Genomic DNA, 15,548 nt, shown 5'->3' with positions numbered 1-15,548 from the left:
GAAACGCATCGGGTTTCGGTCAGCCGTTGACCACCGCGGCGATCAGCTCCGCCGCCAGATCCCCCTTCTGCACCACCAGAACGTCCTCCAGCTCCAGCCAGTCGGCCATGTGCCGCAGCTCCGCCGCCAGCTCCACCGCGACCCGCCCCCGGTCCACTCCGGGCTCCGCCCACGCCGACTGCACCCGCAGCACCCCGGCTGCCCGGTCGGCCTTGATGTCCACGCGCCCCACGAGCGCACCGTCCAGCAGGAACGGGAACACGTAGTACCCGTGCACCCGCTTGGGCTCCGGCACGTAGATCTCGATGCGGTACCGGAACCCGAAGATCCGTTCGGTCCGCGCCCGCTCCCAGATCAGCGGGTCGAACGGGCACAGCAGCGCGCGCCCCACGACGCGGCGGGGCGCGCGGGCCTCGACGTGCCGGTAGCCGACGCCCTTCCAGCCCTCGACCGCCACCGGTTCCAGCACGCCGTCCGCGACCAGTGAGGCGACGGCGGCCTGGGAGCGGCGCGGGTCGAGGCGGTAGTAGTCGCGGAGGTCCGGTTCGGTCGCGACGCCCAGGGCCACGGCGGAGCGCAGGACCAGTTCGCGGGCTCCTGAGTCCGCGTCCCACTTCTGGGCCAGGACGTCGGCCGGGATGACGCGTTCGGTCAGGTCGTACAGACGCTCGAAGCTGCGGCGGGTGCCTGTGGTCAGGACGCCCACGCCGAACAGGACCTCGCAGATGCGCTTGACCTCGGACCAGTCCCACCACGGGCCCTTCGCGCGGCCCCTGTCGCCCATGAGGGCCTTCTCCAGGGTGCCCGCGCCGATCGGGCCCAGTTCCTTCACGGCGGCGAGCACGTCGTCGACGAGTTGCGGGGAGCGTTCGACGATCGTCTGGTAGTTCTGCCACCAGCCGCGCTTCTTCGCTCCCGAGTGGAACAGGGGCCAGTCGGCCACGGGCACCAGGGACGCCTCGTGGGCCCACGTCTCGACGAGCATGCGGGGCTTGCGCGCCGAGTGGGTCCAGGCGGCTTCGTCCAGCAGGGACGGTGCATAAGAGCCCAGGCGCGAGAACAGCGGCATGTAGTGCGCGCGCACGGCCACGTTCACCGAGTCGATCTGCAGCAGCTGCACGCGGGACAGGACGCGCTGCAGGTGTCTGCGGGTGGCGGCGGACGGCCGCAGGTCGGTGAAGCCCTGCGCACCCAGGGCGATTCGGCGGGCCACATCGGCGCTCATGCTCTGCACGTGGGCGATGGTGCCACGCACCCCTGACAATTCGACGTCGATAGGGTGCGTCCATGGCCGACGCCGGCGTGGACATCGCCACCGCTGCTGACCTTCCAGAGATCGTCCGCATCCATCGGGAGACGTGGCGGCTCGCTTACGCGGAGCTGCTCCCTCAGGACGTTCTCGACACGCTCGACGCCGACGACGCGTGGGCCCTCGCCGTGGGGCAGGGGGCCGTGCTCAAGGCGACGGAGGGGGAGTGGACGGTCGGGTTCGTCGTGGCGAGCAAGGCGCCTGACGAGGAAGTGGCCAAAGCGGACGGAAGCCTGCCCGCGGACGCGGCCACCACGGCGCTGGTCAGCGTCCTCGTGGAACCGCGCTGGGGCCGCAGGGGGCACGGCACGCGGCTCGTCGCGGAGGCGGGCAGGCGGCTCCAGGAGTCCGGTGCGACGCGGGGCATCGCGTGGGTGCCGGAGGCCGACAAGGCGTCGAAGAACTTCTACGAACGACTGGGCTGGACGGGTGACGGCACCGTACGCACGTTGGACGCAGGCGGGCGTCCGTTGCGCGAGGTCCGGGTGTCCGGAGAGCTCGCCGTCCGACTCGGCGACTGAGATCTGTGTAACCTCGGCCGGGTGCTCGCCCTGGTTGGCCTCACCTTCGGGGTCGCGTTCGGCTCAGCGGTAGTCCCCTTGATCAGCATTGAGATGTTCGTCCTGGGACTCTGCGCGCGCTGGCCGGACACATCGTTCTGGATCGTCGGCCTGTCGGTGGCGGTCGGCCAGGTGCTGGGCAAGTTGCTGTACTTCTACGCCGCGCGCGGCGACATCCACCTGCCGAAGTTCCTGCGCCGCAAGCCCAGCGACAAGCCGTCGAAGCTCGCGCGCTGGTTCGGCCCCGGCACGCGGATGCACCGCTGGGGCGACTGGATCCACGTGAAGTGCAAGGCGCACCCGAACTGGATGGCCGGCACCCACGGGGTGAGCGCGCTGGTCGGCGTGCCGCCGTTCATGGCGACGAGCGTGCTCGCCGGGCTCGCGGGCATGTCCACGACGATGTTCGTGGCCACGGGCATGGTGGGCCGGTTCGTGAGGTTCAGCTTCCTCGCGGCATCTCCGGCCGTGGTCATGGCGTGGTTCTAGTAGTTGAAGAAGACCGCCGCCGTCACGGAGAAAGCGATCAAGAGGGCTGCCACGGTGATTCGCGCTGACTCAAGCACGACCCCGAAGCTATCGAGCCTCGACCGATGAAAGCCAGGGGCAAACGGGTGAGAGCCGAATGATCTGGCTCTCACCCGCCGTTTCACGCTCGATCATTCGGTGACGAGAACTCCGTCAGGCAGGCCGGGAGCCTCGTACGAGTGCCACATCGGACGCCAGTCCGGCAGCTCCAGCATGCGGCGCATGTCCGCGAACCCGGACAGCCAGCCCATCCACGAGCCGTACGGCGGGTCGGCGGGGTCGAAGCCGCTCTGCACGAACGTCAGCCGGGTCTTGCCCTCCGACCCCTTGAGCTCCCAGGACGACACCATCCCGTCCGGGAACTCGATCGCGAACCGTTCGGTGTCCAGCGCGATGATCTTGGCGGGGTTCGGCTCGTCCTCGAAGCTGCCCATCGCCCAGTGGCCGCCGACGCGCGGCTCGATCGAGCAGCGGGCGCCGAAGTACCGCGCGAACACCTCCTCGTCGGTCAGCGCGTGGATGATCGCCTCGGGCGACGCGGCGATGTCGACGTCGATGCGCTGCGCCGGTGTCGAGAAGTCGCAGAGCGCGAACGTCGGCCTGCCCTCGACGTGCTCGACCAGGTTCGCGAGCGTCAGCGACCAGAACGTGTGGATGACGCCGGCGCCGCCCTCGTCCTCGATCGCCGCGCCCCACACCGGGTACGGCGACTGCGACGCCACGATCAGCGTCTGGCCGTCGCGCTCCTCCACGCCGAGCTCGATCGTGTATTCGGTGCCCTGCAGGAGCCACGAGAAGCGCACCGAAGAAGAGGTGACCTCCAGCAGCTTCTGGCGCCCGCGCCCGCTGTCGGGCGTGTAGCGCCCCCAGAACTCGTACACGCCGTGTTCGAGGTCCACGTCGGCGTGCTCGGCCAGCCACACGCGCAGGTCGTCGGCCGTCGTCAGGGCCTGGTAGACCCTGGGGGGCGAAGCGGACGTGCGTACTCGGACAACTCCGGTGCTCATCGATCGTCTCCCTTGGGGTAGCAGGCGAGCGCGATGCGGAACGCATCCCCCTCCGCGCCGCCGTATCGGGTGAAGAGGTCCTGCAAGGTCGTCTGCAGCTCGGCCAGGAAGCGGGCGCGGTCCTCCGGTGGCACGCGGATCTCCCCGGACACGCCGACGGACGGCAGTTCGCTCGACCTGTCGAGCGCCGCCACGTCAACCTGGATCTGTTCGGCGAGGTCCACGAGGTGCCCCAATGCCAGTTCGTCGCGCGTCCCGATCCGGCCGACCAGGCCCGGTGACAGCCAGTACGACCGCGCCACGGCCTGGTAGAGGCCTTCCTGGACGCCGCGCACCTTCCGTTCGGAGACCTGGGTGGCCAGACCGGCCTTGACCAGCTGTTTCACGTGGTAGTGCACGCGTTGCGGCGTCTGGTCGAGCACCTCGGCGACCTCGGTGCACGAACGCGGCGCGGCGAGCTGCCGCAGCACCTCCACGCGCTGCGGCTTGAGCAGGGTCTCGGCCTGCTCCATCCGGTCCAGGTAGATCACGTCTCTCATCGCAAAAAAGACTTTGAACGTTCAAAGCTCTTTTGTCAATGAGGCGGACAGCTATGGACTGACAGATATTGAAATCTGTCAGTCCATCAGGCATGGTGGAGGGACCGAAGACGACGAAGGGGTTCGAAATGCAGAAGCGCCAGCTCGGAGCCACCGGCCCGGCCGTGTCCGCCATCGGCCTGGGCTGCATGGGCATGTCCAACGCCTACGGCCCGGCCGACCGGGACGAGAGCATCGCGACGGTGCGGGCCGCCGTCGACGCCGGGGTCACGCTGCTCGACACCGGTGACTTCTACGGCCAGGGCCACAACGAGCTGCTGGTCGCCGAGGCCATCAAGGGTCGTCGCGACGAGGTGCAGCTCAGCGTCAAGTTCGGCGGCATGAGGGACGCCGACGGGGCGTTCATCGGGTTCGACACCCGGCCGGTCGCGGTGGCCAACTTCCTCGCGTACTCGTTGCAGCGCCTGGGCACCGACCACGTCGACATCTACCGGCCGGCGCGGCTCGACCCGAGCGTGCCGATCGAGGACACCATCGGCGCCATCGCCGAGCAGATCGACAAGGGCCGCGTCCGGCACATCGGCCTGAGCGAGGTCGGCGCCGAGACCATCCGCCGCGCGCACGCCGTGCACCCCATCGCGGACCTGCAGATCGAGTACGGCCTGCTGGAACGCGGTGTCGAGCGGGAGATCCTGCAGACCACCCGTGAGCTGGGCATCGGCATCACCGCGTACGGCGTGCTCTCGCGCGGACTGATCTCCTCGAAGCCGCTCACCCTCGACGCGAGCGACTGGCGCGGCCACGCGCCCCGGTTCCAGGGCGACAACCTGACCCGCAACCAGGACCTCGTCGAGAAGCTCAACGAGATCGCGCTGGCCAAGGGCGTCACGGTCGCGCAGCTCGCGATCGCCTGGGTCGCCGCACGGGGCGAGGACGTGGTGCCTCTGGTCGGCACGACCAAGCGTGCGAGGCTTGAGGAGGCGATCGGTGCCGTCGGCGTGACGTTCACCGAACGGGAATTGCAGGAGATCGAGGCTGTTGTCCCTGTTGGAGCCGCTGCGGGCACGCGCTACGCGGCCGAGCAGATGGCGATGCTGGACAGCGAGAGGTGAGTGGAGTGGCGGAGGCGCTGACCGCGGAGGCGATCCTCGTGGCGACCGAAGAGGTGCTGCGCAGGTACGGCCCTGCCAAGGCGACGGTGGTCGACGTCGCCAAGGCGCTCGGGGTCAGCCACGGCAGCGTCTACCGCCACTTCGCGACCAAGGCCGCGCTGCGGGAGGCGGTGACCACGCGCTGGCTCGACGCGATCCACCGCGAGATGGAGCCGGCGATCGACCAGGGCCTTTCCGCCGCCGAGGTGCTCGGGGAGTGGCTGCAACGGCTCTTCGACAAGAAGCGGAGCTCGCACACCGACGACCTGGAGCTGTTCACGACCTACAAGACCCTCGTCGGCGAGAGCAGCGGCGTGGTCGAGCACCACATCGAGCACCTGGTGGGCCTGATCGCGCGCATCGTCCAGGCGGGGGTGGACACCGGCGAGTTCACGGCGGACGACGTCGGCAGGACGGCGCACGCCGTGTGGGACGCGACGCAGGTGTTCCACCACCCGGCTCACGCCCAGGAGTGGGGGAATCCTCACATTCAGGACGCGTTCGACGCCGTCGTCTCACTGGTGGTCGCTGGACTGCGGTACAACCGAATTCCTAGTGCCACAGGCGATGCTTGAGGGTCACGGAGGTGAACGGTGCCGCCTGACGAGTGGATCGATCTGCTGGGTGCGCCGGAGAGGCGTCCGGACCCGGTTGACTGGGACGCGCTCCAAGCGCGGGCCGGCACGGCTCTGCCCAGCGATTACGTGCACCTCGCCGAGGCCTATCCGCCTCTGATCGTCGGTGGTTACGTTCGCATCCTGCACCCAACGGCACGTGCCGGTTTCATGAACTGGATGTCAACGGCGCCCAAGATGTTGCGGGCGTTGCGCCGTCAGCCAGGCCTGCGCGCACATCCGGAGTCGCCGGGCCTGCTGCCGTGGGGCATGACCGCGAACGGCGACCACTGCCTGTGGTTCACGCAGGGCGAGCCGGACGAGTGGACCGTGCTGATCACGGACATGCGGCAGAAGTGGTCCTACGACGGGAGCTTCTCCAGCTTCATCAGGAAGTTCCTGACGGCGGAGATCCGCTGCCCGATCTTCCCGGACGACGTCCCCGGCGGCTCCAAACCGTTCCAGGAGCCCTAGCCGGAGACGTCTTTTCCGACCCCCCGGTCAGCTCGAAGCGGCGGTCACCAGCGCGTTGCCGCTGCCCGTGCGGCCCGTCACCGACAGGGTGGCGTCACCCAGCGGCTCGGACGAGACGTCGAAGTCGCTGCGGGCCGTGCCGGACGTGGACACCAGGTCGATGCGGGCGAGCGTGCCCTGACGGACGCCGACGCGGATGTGACCCGAACCGGTGCCGAGGTGGATCTCGCCGGACGCGGCGTCGGCCACGGTCAGGTCACCGCTGCCGGTGCGCACCTGGACGTCGCCCTGCACGGCGCCCAGCCACACGTCACCGGTACCGGTGACCAGCGTGGCGGTGCCGCCGACCGACGACACCTCGACGTCACCGCTGCCGGTCTTGGCCTTCAGCGTGGAGAGCATCGTGCCCAGGCGCACGGTCCCGGCGCCCGAGTTGACCTTGGCCTCGCCGGTCGCGCGGTCCGCGGACACGGTGCCCGTGCCGGTGTTCAGGTCCAGCCGGCCCGCTCCGCCCGTCACGACGACGTCGGCGGCACCGGTCCGTGAGGCCACGTGCGACCCGACGGGAGCCGTCACCACCACCGAGAGCGGCACGGCGCGCAACGGCAGTGCCTTGGACGACTCGATGCGCAAGCGGTTGCCCAGCAGTTCGACGCGTGCGTCGCGCACGGCGTCCTCCGGACCCGACGGGGGAGTCGTCTTGTCGGGGCCGAACTGGCCGCTGACCCAGCTCAGCACGCTGGACAGGCCCTCGGTCCACGTGTTGCCCGCGTTCGGGTCGTGCCGCACCTCGACGTGCACGCCCGGTGCGTCGACGAGCTGGACCTGCACCCGGCCGCTGAGCAGCGAGATGTCGATCTCGGCGATGCCCGCGAACTCGAAGCTCTGCTGGCGCACGACGCCGGACGGTTCGGACTGGCCCGTGTCTGTCGGTTCGGTCATCCCGCTCACCCCTGCACCCATCCGCGGACGCGCGAGCCCGAGCCGGCGTTTCCGCTCCACCCCTTGTGTCCGTGATGCTTGTGCTTGCCGTGCACCGCGCCGCCGACGGCCTGCTGGATGAACGAGTTCAGCGACACGCCCTGAGCCGCCGCGGCGGCCTCGGCCTTCGACTTGAGCTCGTTGATCAGACGCAGGGTGACGCGGCTGATGTCACCGGTGGCGTCACCGAAGTTCGGCACCTCCTGGCGCTGTGCGGGTTCCGGCTCCGGTTCGGCGGAGCCCGTGACGACCACCTGGACGTCACGTCCCGCGAGTCGTACGTCCACGACCTGGCCGTCCAGGGAGGCGGTGACCTCCGCTGCCAGGTCGGACAGTGCGTTCATGATCGCCAGTCGCGCGGCTGGCTCGAGCGCTGCGGACAACGCGGCGGCCGTTCGACGGGTGTTCTCATCTCCCGCTGACGCGGCCGTCGCCAAGTCCTCGCGCAGTGACGCGATGTACGGCGACAGATCCATGACACCACTATGACGTCACTTTCGACATCGTGCAACCACCGGCTGGCGTCAGCGTTAATGTCGGAGCCATGCCGAGAGTGCGTTTGGTGGCCAAGACCGAGTTCATCCCGCCGGACGACGTGCCGTGGACAACCGACGCGGACGGCGGCGCGGCGCTCGTCGAGTTCGCCGGCCGGGCCTGCTACCAGTCGTGGGACCGCTCGAACCCCATGACGAACACGAACGCGACGTTCCTGCACCACCTGCTCGACGTCGGGCACCTCGCCGCGTTCGAGCACGGCAGCGCCTCGCTCTACCTGACCGAGCTGCCCCGCTCGCTCACCCACGAGCTGATCCGCCACCGGCACTTCTCGTACTCGCAGCTCTCCCAGCGCACCGACCCGACCGACGTCGTCGAGCCTTCGCTGATCGCCGAGAACCCGGAGCTGCACGCCCGGTTCGTCGCCGCGACCGAGGCGAGCCTGAAGGCCTACGAGGACCTCGTGCAGAGCCTGGAGCAGACCGTCAACGGCCGGCGCGCGCGACAGATCGCACGGTCCGTGCTGCCCAACGCCACGGGCACCGAGATCGTCGTGACGGGCAACTACCGCTCGTGGCGCCACTTCATCGCGATGCGCGCCACCGAGCACATCAACGTCGAACTGCGCGAACTCGCCGTGGCGTGCCTGCGCGAACTGACCAAGGCCGCGCCCAACGCGTTCGCGGACTTCGTCGTCTCGACACTCCCGGACGGCACAGAAGTTGCCTCCAGCCCACTGGTGGTTGAAGGCTGACATCCATGAAGCGGCTCATCGTGGACGTCCGGCCCGGCGAATACGCGGTCACGCGCCTGGCACCGGACGCTCCCGTCCCGGCCGGGCTGCTCGACCTCACCGGCGTGCTGGTGTCCGTCACCAGGACCCCGGCGGAGCTGTCGATCATCGCCCCGGCGTCGTTCGCGGTGGACGGTGACGCGGCCGAGAAGGGGTGGCGGCTGCTGACCGTGCGCGGGCCCCTGGAGTTCACGCTCACCGGCATCATGGCCGCGCTGGCGGGGGAACTGGCGGCGGCCGGCGTCTCGTTGTTCGCGCTGTCCACATACGACACGGACCACCTGCTCGTGAAGCAGGCCGACCTCGGCCGCGCCGTCGTGGCGTTGCGTGCCGCAGGTCACGAACTGGTTGTAGCACCGGAAGCCTAGGAACCGATCCCCCAGTTGACGGGTCTGAAGTACCGTCAACGCCCACGGTTCCCAGGCTTCAGGAGCGCACGTTGCACGGACAGGCAGTCGAACCGCGCGTCATCGCGGGCAGGTACGCCCTGGTCGCGGAACTCGGCCGCGGCGGCATGGGCATCGTGTGGCGTGCGCAGGACCGTCACATCGGGCGTTTCGTCGCGGTCAAGGAACTGCACCTGCCGGACGGCATCGCGCACGAGGAACGCCGTGTGCTCGAAGAGCGCGCTCTGCGTGAGGCGCGTACCGCGGGCAAGCTCAACGACCCCGCCGTCGTGACGGTGTACGACGCCATCAACGAGAACGGCACGACCTACATCATCATGGAGCTGGTCGACGCGGCGACGCTGTCGACGTTGATCAGCACGCACGGCCCGATGCCGCAGAACCAGGTCATCTCGATGGCGCTGCAGGCGTTGTCGGCGCTGGAGACCGCGCACCAGGCCGGGATCGTGCACCGCGACGTGAAGCCCGGCAACCTGATGGTGCGCCCGGACGGCAAGCTCAAGCTCACCGACTTCGGCATCGCCCAGGCCGTCGACGACCCGCGCCTGACCACGAGCGGCAGCCTCATCGGCTCGCCCGCGTACATGGCGCCGGAACGCATCCACGGCCACGAGGCCGGTCCCGCGTCCGACCTGTGGGCCCTGGGCGCGACCCTCTGCTACGCCGTCGAGGGCTGGAGCCCGTTCGAGCGCTCTTCCACGGCCTCGACGCTGCACGCGATCATGAGCGAGACGCCCCGGCTGACCCGCGCGACCGGCGTGCTCGGCGCGGTCATCACCGGTCTGCTGATCGCCGACCCGAACGCCCGGCTGTCCGGACCGCAGGCCCGCGCGATGCTCTCCAGCATCGGCAACCAACCGACGCCGCCGACCGGCATCGCGCCCGTGCAGACCCAGCAGTACCAGCAGCCCGCGGCCGCCGACCCGGCGAAGAAGAAGCGCAACCGCGTCATCGCGCTGGTCGGCGCCGCCGTCATCGCCGCGGCGGCGTTCACGGGCGGCATCTTCGTGCACAAGGCGTTCACCGCGCCCGGAGGCAGCAGCGGCAGCGCGGCGCTCACGTACGGCGAGGGCGCCGAGGTGCCGGTGTTCCAGCTCTACGAGAACACCTGCGGGCTCGGCGAGGTCGCCCCGACCAAGCTGCTCAACTCGGACACCCGCGAGGAGTGCGACAAGCCGCACGACTTCGAGGTGTTCGACGTGATCGACAGCCTGCCGGTCGCGTCGAACTACCCCGACGCCGCGTATCCCGGGGTCGACTCGCTGAAGAGCCTCGGCGTGGCCCGGTGCGAGATGACGCTGAACTCGGCGTGGATCAAGGACGGTTCGAAGCTCAAGCTCACGACCCTGGTCCCGAGCGAGAGCGCGTGGACCAAGGACAAGAGCGGCAACGCGGAACGCAAGATCTGGTGCCTCGCGGGCTCCAAGGACGGCAGCAAACTCGACGGCAGCATCAGCGCGAAGAAGGACAGCTGAAACGTGAAGAGACGGATCATCTCCGCGTTATTGGTTCTCGGCAGCGCGGCCGCTTTGACGGCCTGCTCCGGCAACGAGGACAAGTTCGTCGCCGAGCTCAAGGCCGCCGGGTTCAGCAACCCCGGCGAGCCGAGCACGGAGAAGGAGAAGAAGTCCAAGAAGATCGGCAAGCGCACGGTCAAGTCCTCGGAGAAGATCATCGAGGTCATGGTCCGGGTGAAGGGCTGCGACCTCGAGATGGCCAAGGTCTCCGGCCAGTCGGGCTACTGGCTCGACGAGCTGCACGTCAACGGGCAGGAACCGGACTGGCCCGGCTACCCGGAGAACCTCAAGCGCGACCAGGTGGTCAAGCTGCTGGCCGACAGCTCGTCCAAGCCGACCGGGTTCACCGCCTGCTACAAGCCGAACGAGGCCTGAGCCGGCTGTGGTGCAATGGGCGGGTGAGCCTCGCCCGTGACGAACGCAAGGCGCTCGTCGACCTGATGACCGAGCTCGGCCCCGACGCGCCCACGCTGTGCGGCACCTGGTCGGCCAAGGACCTGGCGGCGCACCTCGCGATCCGCGAGCGCCGCCCGGACACCGCGCCGGGCATCGTGCTGCCGGTCTTCGCGAAGTGGACGGAGAAGGTCCAGGAGGACTACGCGCACAAGGCGTGGAGCGAGCTCCTGGACCTGGTCCGCACGCCGCCGTTCTGGATCTCGCCGTTCGACGAGCTGATGAACACCGGCGAGTACTTCGTGCACCACGAGGACGTGCGACGCGCACAGGCCGACTGGGAGCCACGGCCGTACGACGCGAGGCGCGAGGCGACGCTGTGGAAGCTGCTGCCGTTCACCGCGCGCATGACGTACAAGTCGTCGCCCGTCGGCGTGACGCTCGTACGGCCCGATGGCGAGCACGTCGTCGCCAAGCAGGGCGCGAACGGCGTGGTGATCACCGGCGAGGTGCCGGAGCTCGTGATGCTCGCGTTCGGGCGCGACGAGGCCAGGGTGGAATACAGCGGTGACGCCGACGCGGTGCAACGAGTGCGGTCGTTGAACCGAAGTGTGTGAACTCGGGTAGTTTCTGCGCATGCCAGGAAGCCCCTACGCAGGGCCGGACCGCCCGTTCGGCCGCGTTCTCACCGCCATGGTCACGCCTTTCGACTCGCGCGGCGAGGTCGATCTCCCCAAGGCGCAGGAACTGGCGAAACACCTGGTGGACCTGGGCAACGACGGCCTGGTCGTCAACGGCACGACCGGCGAGAGCCCCACGACGACCGACCGCGAGAAGGCCGCGCTGCTCACGGCCGTCGTAGAGGCCGTGGGCGACCGTGCGACCGTGGTCGCCGGCGCGGGCACCTACGACACCGCGCACAGCATTCACCTGGTGCAGCAGGCGTCGAAGGCGGGCGCACACGGCGTGCTGGTCGTGACGCCGTACTACTCGCGGCCCCCGCAGGAGGGCCTGCTGGCGCACTTCACCGCCGTCGCCGACGCCTCCGAACTGCCGGTGATGCTCTACGACATCCCGCCGCGCGCGATCGTGCCCATCGAGGTCGACACGCTGCTGCGCCTGTCGGAGCACCCGCGGATCCAGGCCGTGAAGGACGCCAAGGGCGACCTGCACGCGGGCAGCCGCGTGATCGCCTCGACCGACCTCGCCTACTACTCGGGCGACGACCCGCTGAACCTGCCGTGGCTGTCCGTGGGCGCCGTGGGGTTCGTGAGCGTCATCGGTCACCTCGCCGGAGATCGCCTGCGCGATCTCGCTGATGCGTATGAATCCGGAAACGTGGTCCGGGCAAAGGAAATCCACGAGTCGCTGCTGCCGTTGCTGCGACCCTTCCGCCGGGTTCCCGGCGTGACGTACACGAAGGCTGCGCTGCGCCTGCGCGGACTGGACGTGGGTGACCCCCGTCTGCCGCTGGTGCCGGCCGCAGCCGAGGACATCGAGGCCATCGCGGCCGAACTGGGAGTCAACGCGTGACCCAATCGACCGAACTGCCACCCGCACTGCCGGAAGGCGGCCTCCGCGTCGTCGCTCTCGGCGGAATCGGCGAGGTCGGCCGCAACATGACCGTCTTCGAGCACGCCGGAAGGCTGCTCGTGGTCGACTGCGGCGTTCTTTTCCCCGAGGACGACCAACCGGGCGTGGACCTGATCCTGCCCGACTTCCGCGCCATCGAGGACAGGCTCGACGACATCGAGGCCATCGTCCTGACGCACGGCCACGAGGACCACATCGGAGCGGTCCCGTTCCTGCTGAAGCTGCGTCCCGACCTGCCGGTCGTGGGCTCCCGCTTCACGCTGGCGTTGCTCGCCGCCAAGTGCCGCGAGCACCGCCAGACCCCGCAGCTCGTGGAGGTGAAGGAGGGGGAACGGCGCTCGTCCGGGCCGTTCGAGCTCGAGTTCTTCGCCGTGAACCACTCGATCCCGGACGCGCTCGCGGTCGCCATCAGGACCAGCGCGGGCCTCGTGCTGCACACCGGTGACATCAAGCTCGACCAGCTGCCGCTCGACGGTCGGTTGACGGACCTGGCGGGTTTCTCGCGTCTCGGTGACGAGGGCGTGGACCTGTTCCTGGTCGACTCGACCAACGCCGAGGTGCCCGGCTTCGTGGTGCCCGAGCGCGAGATCGGCCCCGTGCTGGAGAACGTGATCCGCAAGGCCGACCAGCGCGTCATCGTCGCGTGCTTCGCCTCGCACGTGCACCGCGTGCAGCAGGTCCTCGACGTGGCCGTGCAGTACAAGCGCAAGATCGCGTTCGTCGGCCGCTCGATGGTCCGCAACATGGGCATCGCGTCCGACCTGGGCTTCCTGAACGTGCCGGACGGCCTGTTCGTCGACCTCGACGTCGCGATGCGGATGGAGGAGGACGAGGTCATCTTCGTCTCCACCGGTTCGCAGGGCGAGCCGCTCTCGGCACTGTCCCGCATGGCCCGCGGCGAGCACCGCCAGATCTCGATCCGCGAGGGCGACACGGTCATCCTCGCGTCGTCGCTGATCCCCGGCAACGAGAACGCGGTCTTCAACGTCGTCAACGGCCTCGCCAAGCTCGGCGCCACCGTCGTGCACCAGGGCAACGCCAAGGTGCACGTCTCCGGCCACTCACCGGCCGGCGAGCTGCTGTTCCTCTACAACGCCGTGCGGCCGTCCAACGTGATGCCCGTGCACGGCGAGTGGAGGCACTTGCGCGCGAACGCGGCTCTCGCCGTCGCCACCGGTGTCGCCGAGGACCACGTCGTGATCGCCGAGGACGGCGTCGTCGTGGACCTGATCGACGGCAAGGCGGCGGTGTCCGGCCGGGTCGTCGTGGGCCACGTGTACGTCGACGGCCTGTCCGTCGGCGACGTCGGCGAGTCGACGCTGTCCGACCGCCTGGTGCTGGGCGAGGGCGGCTTCATCTCGATCTCGGTGGCCATCGACACGGCGACCGGCCGTGCCGTCACGTCGCCGACGATCTCCGGTCGCGGCTTCTCCGACGACCCCAAGGCGTTGGAGGCCGTCGTGCCGCTCGTGGAGATGGAACTCGCGCGCACGGAGGCCGAAGGCATCACCGACACGCACCGGGTCGCACAGGCCGTGCGCCGCGTCGTGGGCCGTTGGGTGGCGGAGACCTACCGGCGCCGTCCGATGATCGTTCCGACGGTCATCCCGGTCTGACACTTCCGTGTGAAAGCAGCGGTTTCCGTGACCCTGCTGTGATCTGCGTCCCCCTCGTCCGATAAGGTTTGACCCCAGACCATGGACGAGGGGGTTCGCCCAATGGCCGACGTTGTTTTCAGCCCACCGGGCAAAGACGACATTCTTCTCCCGCCGATGTTCACCTGGCACGAGCCGCTCGGCCTGCCGTTCGACTTCTCGGTGACCAAACCGCAGGCGCTGCTGGTGCTGTCGGTGGTGATCATCCTGACGTTCTTCCTGGTCACCACCAGGAATCTCCAGCTGGTCCCGTCACGCTGGCAGTTCGCCGCCGAATCGGTCTACGACTTCGGCCGCAACACGATCGCCCGCGAGCAGATCGGTGCCAAGGAATTCGCGCCGTACGTGCCGTTGATCGTCAGCATCTTCTGCTTCGTGCTGGTGAACAACCTCTACGGGCTGATTCCGCTCGTGCAGTTCCCGACGTTCACGCACAGCGGGTTCCCGTTCGCGATCGCGTTGCTGATCATCTTTCCGCTCTACCACTTCGTGGGCATCCGGAAGTTCGGGCTGAAGGGCTATCTGCGCAACCAGTTCGTCATCCCGGACGTGCCGAAGCCCGTGCTGTGGGGGCTGCTGATCCCGACCGAGGTGCTGCTCAAGTTCTTCTTCGACCCGGTGAACCTCGCGATCCGGGTGTTCGCGGCGATGTTCGCGGGCCACCTGCTGATCCTGGTGTTCACGCTCGGCGCCGAGTTCCTGCTGTTCAACGCGCCGATCTACCTCAAGCCGGTGTCGGTGCTGGGGTTCGCGCTCGCGATCGCGCTGTTCTTCCTGGAGGCGCTGGTGCAGGTGTTGCAGGCGTACATCTTCGCGTTGCTGTCGGCGCACTTCATCGGGCGCGCGCTGGCCGAGCAGCACTAAGGCCGCTGGCACACCAGGTGCAGCGACTCCTCGGGCGTGGCGCCGGGGTAGGACGGGGTGAACACCGGCCGGCTCCGGCGCACGACCCGCAGCCCGACCTCGTTCAGGTGAGCCTCGAAGTTCTCCTCGGAGAACGACGACACCTCGATCTCCTGGCCCATCCAGGGCAGAGTGACCTGTTCGACGTCGATGGCGACGGTGGCGAGGAAGAAGTGGCCGCCGGGCCGCAGCCACGTCGAGATGCGGCCGAGGGTCTGGACGATCTCGGCCTGGGTCATCTGCAGCAACGAGAAGACGGCGCAGATGACGTCCCACGAACCGGGAGGTGACTCGAAGTCGCGGATGTCGATCTTGTGGAACGTGGCGTCGGGGACCTGCTCCGCCGCGATGTCGACCATGACCGGGGACACGTCGAGACCGGTGACCCTCATGCCGGCCTTGGCGAGGTTGCGCGCCACGGGAACGCCTGTGCCGCAACCGATGTCGAGCACGCGCGAGCCCGACGGCTGCGTCGCGGCGAACCAGGCGAGAGTGCCGTGCAGCGCCGGCTGGTGCGACCAGGCGCGTTGGTATTCCAGCCCCAGCGTGTCGAAGACCTCGGCCGCGTTCATTCCCCGCCCCTCATTTCGACCCAATCCACCCTGAGTGAAGTGTGGAGAACCTCTCTG

At 68.8% G+C, this 15,548-nt stretch carries 19 protein-coding genes; 13 read left to right on the top strand and 6 right to left on the bottom strand.

Annotation, left to right across the window (positions count from 1 at the left end):
- Positions 1 to 19 precede the first annotated feature (19 nt).
- The gene (locus ACFWN2_RS33955; protein ID WP_382434590.1) at positions 20 to 1,225 is read right to left on the bottom strand and encodes a winged helix-turn-helix domain-containing protein; all 1,206 of its coding nucleotides are present in this window, start codon (positions 1,223 to 1,225) and stop codon (positions 20 to 22) included.
- Between the two features lie 62 nt (positions 1,226 to 1,287).
- Between ACFWN2_RS33955 and ACFWN2_RS33950 the strand changes: the two genes are divergently transcribed.
- Positions 1,288 to 1,830, top strand: coding sequence for a GNAT family N-acetyltransferase (locus tag ACFWN2_RS33950; protein WP_382434464.1), 543 nt, complete (start codon positions 1,288 to 1,290; stop codon positions 1,828 to 1,830).
- Between the two features lie 30 nt (positions 1,831 to 1,860).
- A complete protein-coding gene (locus ACFWN2_RS33945; RefSeq protein WP_382434589.1) occupies positions 1,861 to 2,358 on the top strand; it encodes a hypothetical protein in 498 nt (165 codons plus the stop codon).
- 170 nt (positions 2,359 to 2,528) lie between these two features.
- Here ACFWN2_RS33945 and ACFWN2_RS33940 read toward each other — a convergent pair whose 3' ends face one another.
- Complete coding sequence (locus tag ACFWN2_RS33940) at positions 2,529 to 3,404, bottom strand: SRPBCC family protein (protein WP_382434462.1); 876 nt, start codon at positions 3,402 to 3,404, stop codon at positions 2,529 to 2,531.
- Complete coding sequence (locus ACFWN2_RS33935; protein WP_382434461.1) at positions 3,401 to 3,943, bottom strand: ArsR/SmtB family transcription factor; 543 nt, start codon at positions 3,941 to 3,943, stop codon at positions 3,401 to 3,403. The genes ACFWN2_RS33940 and ACFWN2_RS33935 overlap by 4 nt, the downstream gene beginning before the upstream one ends.
- Positions 3,944 to 4,071: 128 nt before the next feature.
- On the opposite strand from ACFWN2_RS33935, the gene ACFWN2_RS33930 reads away from it, so the two are divergent.
- From ACFWN2_RS33930 to ACFWN2_RS33920, 3 genes are read left to right on the top strand one after another with little or no spacing between them, the layout of a single operon-like run.
- A complete protein-coding gene (locus ACFWN2_RS33930; RefSeq protein ID WP_382434460.1) occupies positions 4,072 to 5,055 on the top strand; it encodes an aldo/keto reductase in 984 nt (327 codons plus the stop codon).
- A 5-nt stretch (positions 5,056 to 5,060) separates the two neighbouring features.
- Entirely contained in the window at positions 5,061 to 5,669 is a 609-nt protein-coding gene (locus ACFWN2_RS33925; protein WP_382434459.1) for a TetR family transcriptional regulator, read from the top strand.
- 18 nt (positions 5,670 to 5,687) lie between these two features.
- On the top strand, positions 5,688 to 6,182 hold the full coding sequence (locus ACFWN2_RS33920) for a hypothetical protein (protein ID WP_382434458.1): 495 nt from the start codon (positions 5,688 to 5,690) through the stop codon (positions 6,180 to 6,182).
- Positions 6,183 to 6,209: 27 nt separating this feature from the next.
- On the opposite strand, the gene ACFWN2_RS33915 is transcribed toward ACFWN2_RS33920, so the two are convergent.
- A complete protein-coding gene (locus ACFWN2_RS33915) occupies positions 6,210 to 7,124 on the bottom strand; it encodes a DUF4097 domain-containing protein (protein ID WP_382434456.1) in 915 nt (304 codons plus the stop codon).
- Positions 7,125 to 7,129: 5 nt separating this feature from the next.
- On the bottom strand, positions 7,130 to 7,639 hold the full coding sequence (locus ACFWN2_RS33910; protein WP_382434454.1) for a toxin-antitoxin system HicB family antitoxin: 510 nt from the start codon (positions 7,637 to 7,639) through the stop codon (positions 7,130 to 7,132).
- Positions 7,640 to 7,707: 68 nt separating this feature from the next.
- Between ACFWN2_RS33910 and thyX the strand changes: the two genes are divergently transcribed.
- From thyX to atpB, 8 genes are all read left to right on the top strand, one after another.
- Complete coding sequence (gene thyX / locus ACFWN2_RS33905) at positions 7,708 to 8,412, top strand: FAD-dependent thymidylate synthase (protein WP_382434453.1); 705 nt, start codon at positions 7,708 to 7,710, stop codon at positions 8,410 to 8,412.
- Positions 8,413 to 8,417: 5 nt separating this feature from the next.
- Entirely contained in the window at positions 8,418 to 8,819 is a 402-nt protein-coding gene (locus tag ACFWN2_RS33900; protein WP_382434451.1) for an ACT domain-containing protein, read from the top strand.
- Positions 8,820 to 8,890: 71 nt separating this feature from the next.
- Entirely contained in the window at positions 8,891 to 10,333 is a 1,443-nt protein-coding gene (locus ACFWN2_RS33895; RefSeq protein ID WP_382434449.1) for a protein kinase, read from the top strand.
- A 3-nt stretch (positions 10,334 to 10,336) separates the two neighbouring features.
- Entirely contained in the window at positions 10,337 to 10,750 is a 414-nt protein-coding gene (locus ACFWN2_RS33890) for a hypothetical protein (RefSeq protein WP_382434447.1), read from the top strand.
- Positions 10,751 to 10,773: 23 nt separating this feature from the next.
- A complete protein-coding gene (locus ACFWN2_RS33885) occupies positions 10,774 to 11,385 on the top strand; it encodes a TIGR03085 family metal-binding protein (RefSeq protein ID WP_382434445.1) in 612 nt (203 codons plus the stop codon).
- 19 nt (positions 11,386 to 11,404) lie between these two features.
- A complete protein-coding gene (gene dapA, locus ACFWN2_RS33880) occupies positions 11,405 to 12,301 on the top strand; it encodes a 4-hydroxy-tetrahydrodipicolinate synthase (RefSeq protein WP_382434443.1) in 897 nt (298 codons plus the stop codon).
- Complete coding sequence (locus ACFWN2_RS33875; RefSeq protein ID WP_382434441.1) at positions 12,298 to 13,977, top strand: ribonuclease J; 1,680 nt, start codon at positions 12,298 to 12,300, stop codon at positions 13,975 to 13,977. The genes dapA and ACFWN2_RS33875 overlap by 4 nt, the downstream gene beginning before the upstream one ends.
- Before the next feature lie 156 nt (positions 13,978 to 14,133).
- Positions 14,134 to 14,880 (top strand): F0F1 ATP synthase subunit A, encoded by a 747-nt coding sequence (gene atpB, locus ACFWN2_RS33870; protein WP_382434439.1) that lies wholly within the window; start codon positions 14,134 to 14,136, stop codon positions 14,878 to 14,880.
- Here the strand turns inward: atpB and ACFWN2_RS33865 are convergent.
- On the bottom strand, positions 14,877 to 15,491 hold the full coding sequence (locus ACFWN2_RS33865) for a class I SAM-dependent DNA methyltransferase (RefSeq protein ID WP_382434437.1): 615 nt from the start codon (positions 15,489 to 15,491) through the stop codon (positions 14,877 to 14,879). The two genes, atpB and ACFWN2_RS33865, sit on opposite strands and share 4 nt — an antisense overlap.
- Between the last annotated feature and the right edge of the window lie 57 nt (positions 15,492 to 15,548).

It is taken from the genome of Lentzea sp. NPDC058436 (assembly GCF_042721515.1).
Lineage (GTDB): Bacteria > Actinomycetota > Actinomycetes > Mycobacteriales > Pseudonocardiaceae > Lentzea.
This window is presented reverse-complemented; position numbering and strand designations above follow the sequence as displayed.

Excerpts from the sequence above, each read along its gene's own strand:
- ACFWN2_RS33955 (WP_382434590.1), bottom strand. The coding sequence starts at position 1,225 with ATGAGCGCCGATGTGGCCCGCCGAATCGCCCTGGGTGCGCAGGGCTTC.
- ACFWN2_RS33950 (WP_382434464.1), top strand. The coding sequence starts at position 1,288 with ATGGCCGACGCCGGCGTGGACATCGCCACCGCTGCTGACCTTCCAGAG.
- ACFWN2_RS33940 (WP_382434462.1), bottom strand. The coding sequence starts at position 3,404 with ATGAGCACCGGAGTTGTCCGAGTACGCACGTCCGCTTCGCCCCCCAGG.
- ACFWN2_RS33935 (WP_382434461.1), bottom strand. The coding sequence starts at position 3,943 with ATGAGAGACGTGATCTACCTGGACCGGATGGAGCAGGCCGAGACCCTG.
- ACFWN2_RS33930 (WP_382434460.1), top strand. The coding sequence starts at position 4,072 with ATGCAGAAGCGCCAGCTCGGAGCCACCGGCCCGGCCGTGTCCGCCATC.
- ACFWN2_RS33915 (WP_382434456.1), bottom strand. The coding sequence starts at position 7,124 with ATGACCGAACCGACAGACACGGGCCAGTCCGAACCGTCCGGCGTCGTG.
- ACFWN2_RS33910 (WP_382434454.1), bottom strand. The coding sequence starts at position 7,639 with ATGGATCTGTCGCCGTACATCGCGTCACTGCGCGAGGACTTGGCGACG.
- thyX (WP_382434453.1), top strand. The coding sequence starts at position 7,708 with ATGCCGAGAGTGCGTTTGGTGGCCAAGACCGAGTTCATCCCGCCGGAC.
- ACFWN2_RS33900 (WP_382434451.1), top strand. The coding sequence starts at position 8,418 with ATGAAGCGGCTCATCGTGGACGTCCGGCCCGGCGAATACGCGGTCACG.
- dapA (WP_382434443.1), top strand. The coding sequence starts at position 11,405 with ATGCCAGGAAGCCCCTACGCAGGGCCGGACCGCCCGTTCGGCCGCGTT.
- atpB (WP_382434439.1), top strand. The coding sequence starts at position 14,134 with ATGTTCACCTGGCACGAGCCGCTCGGCCTGCCGTTCGACTTCTCGGTG.
- ACFWN2_RS33865 (WP_382434437.1), bottom strand. The coding sequence starts at position 15,491 with ATGAACGCGGCCGAGGTCTTCGACACGCTGGGGCTGGAATACCAACGC.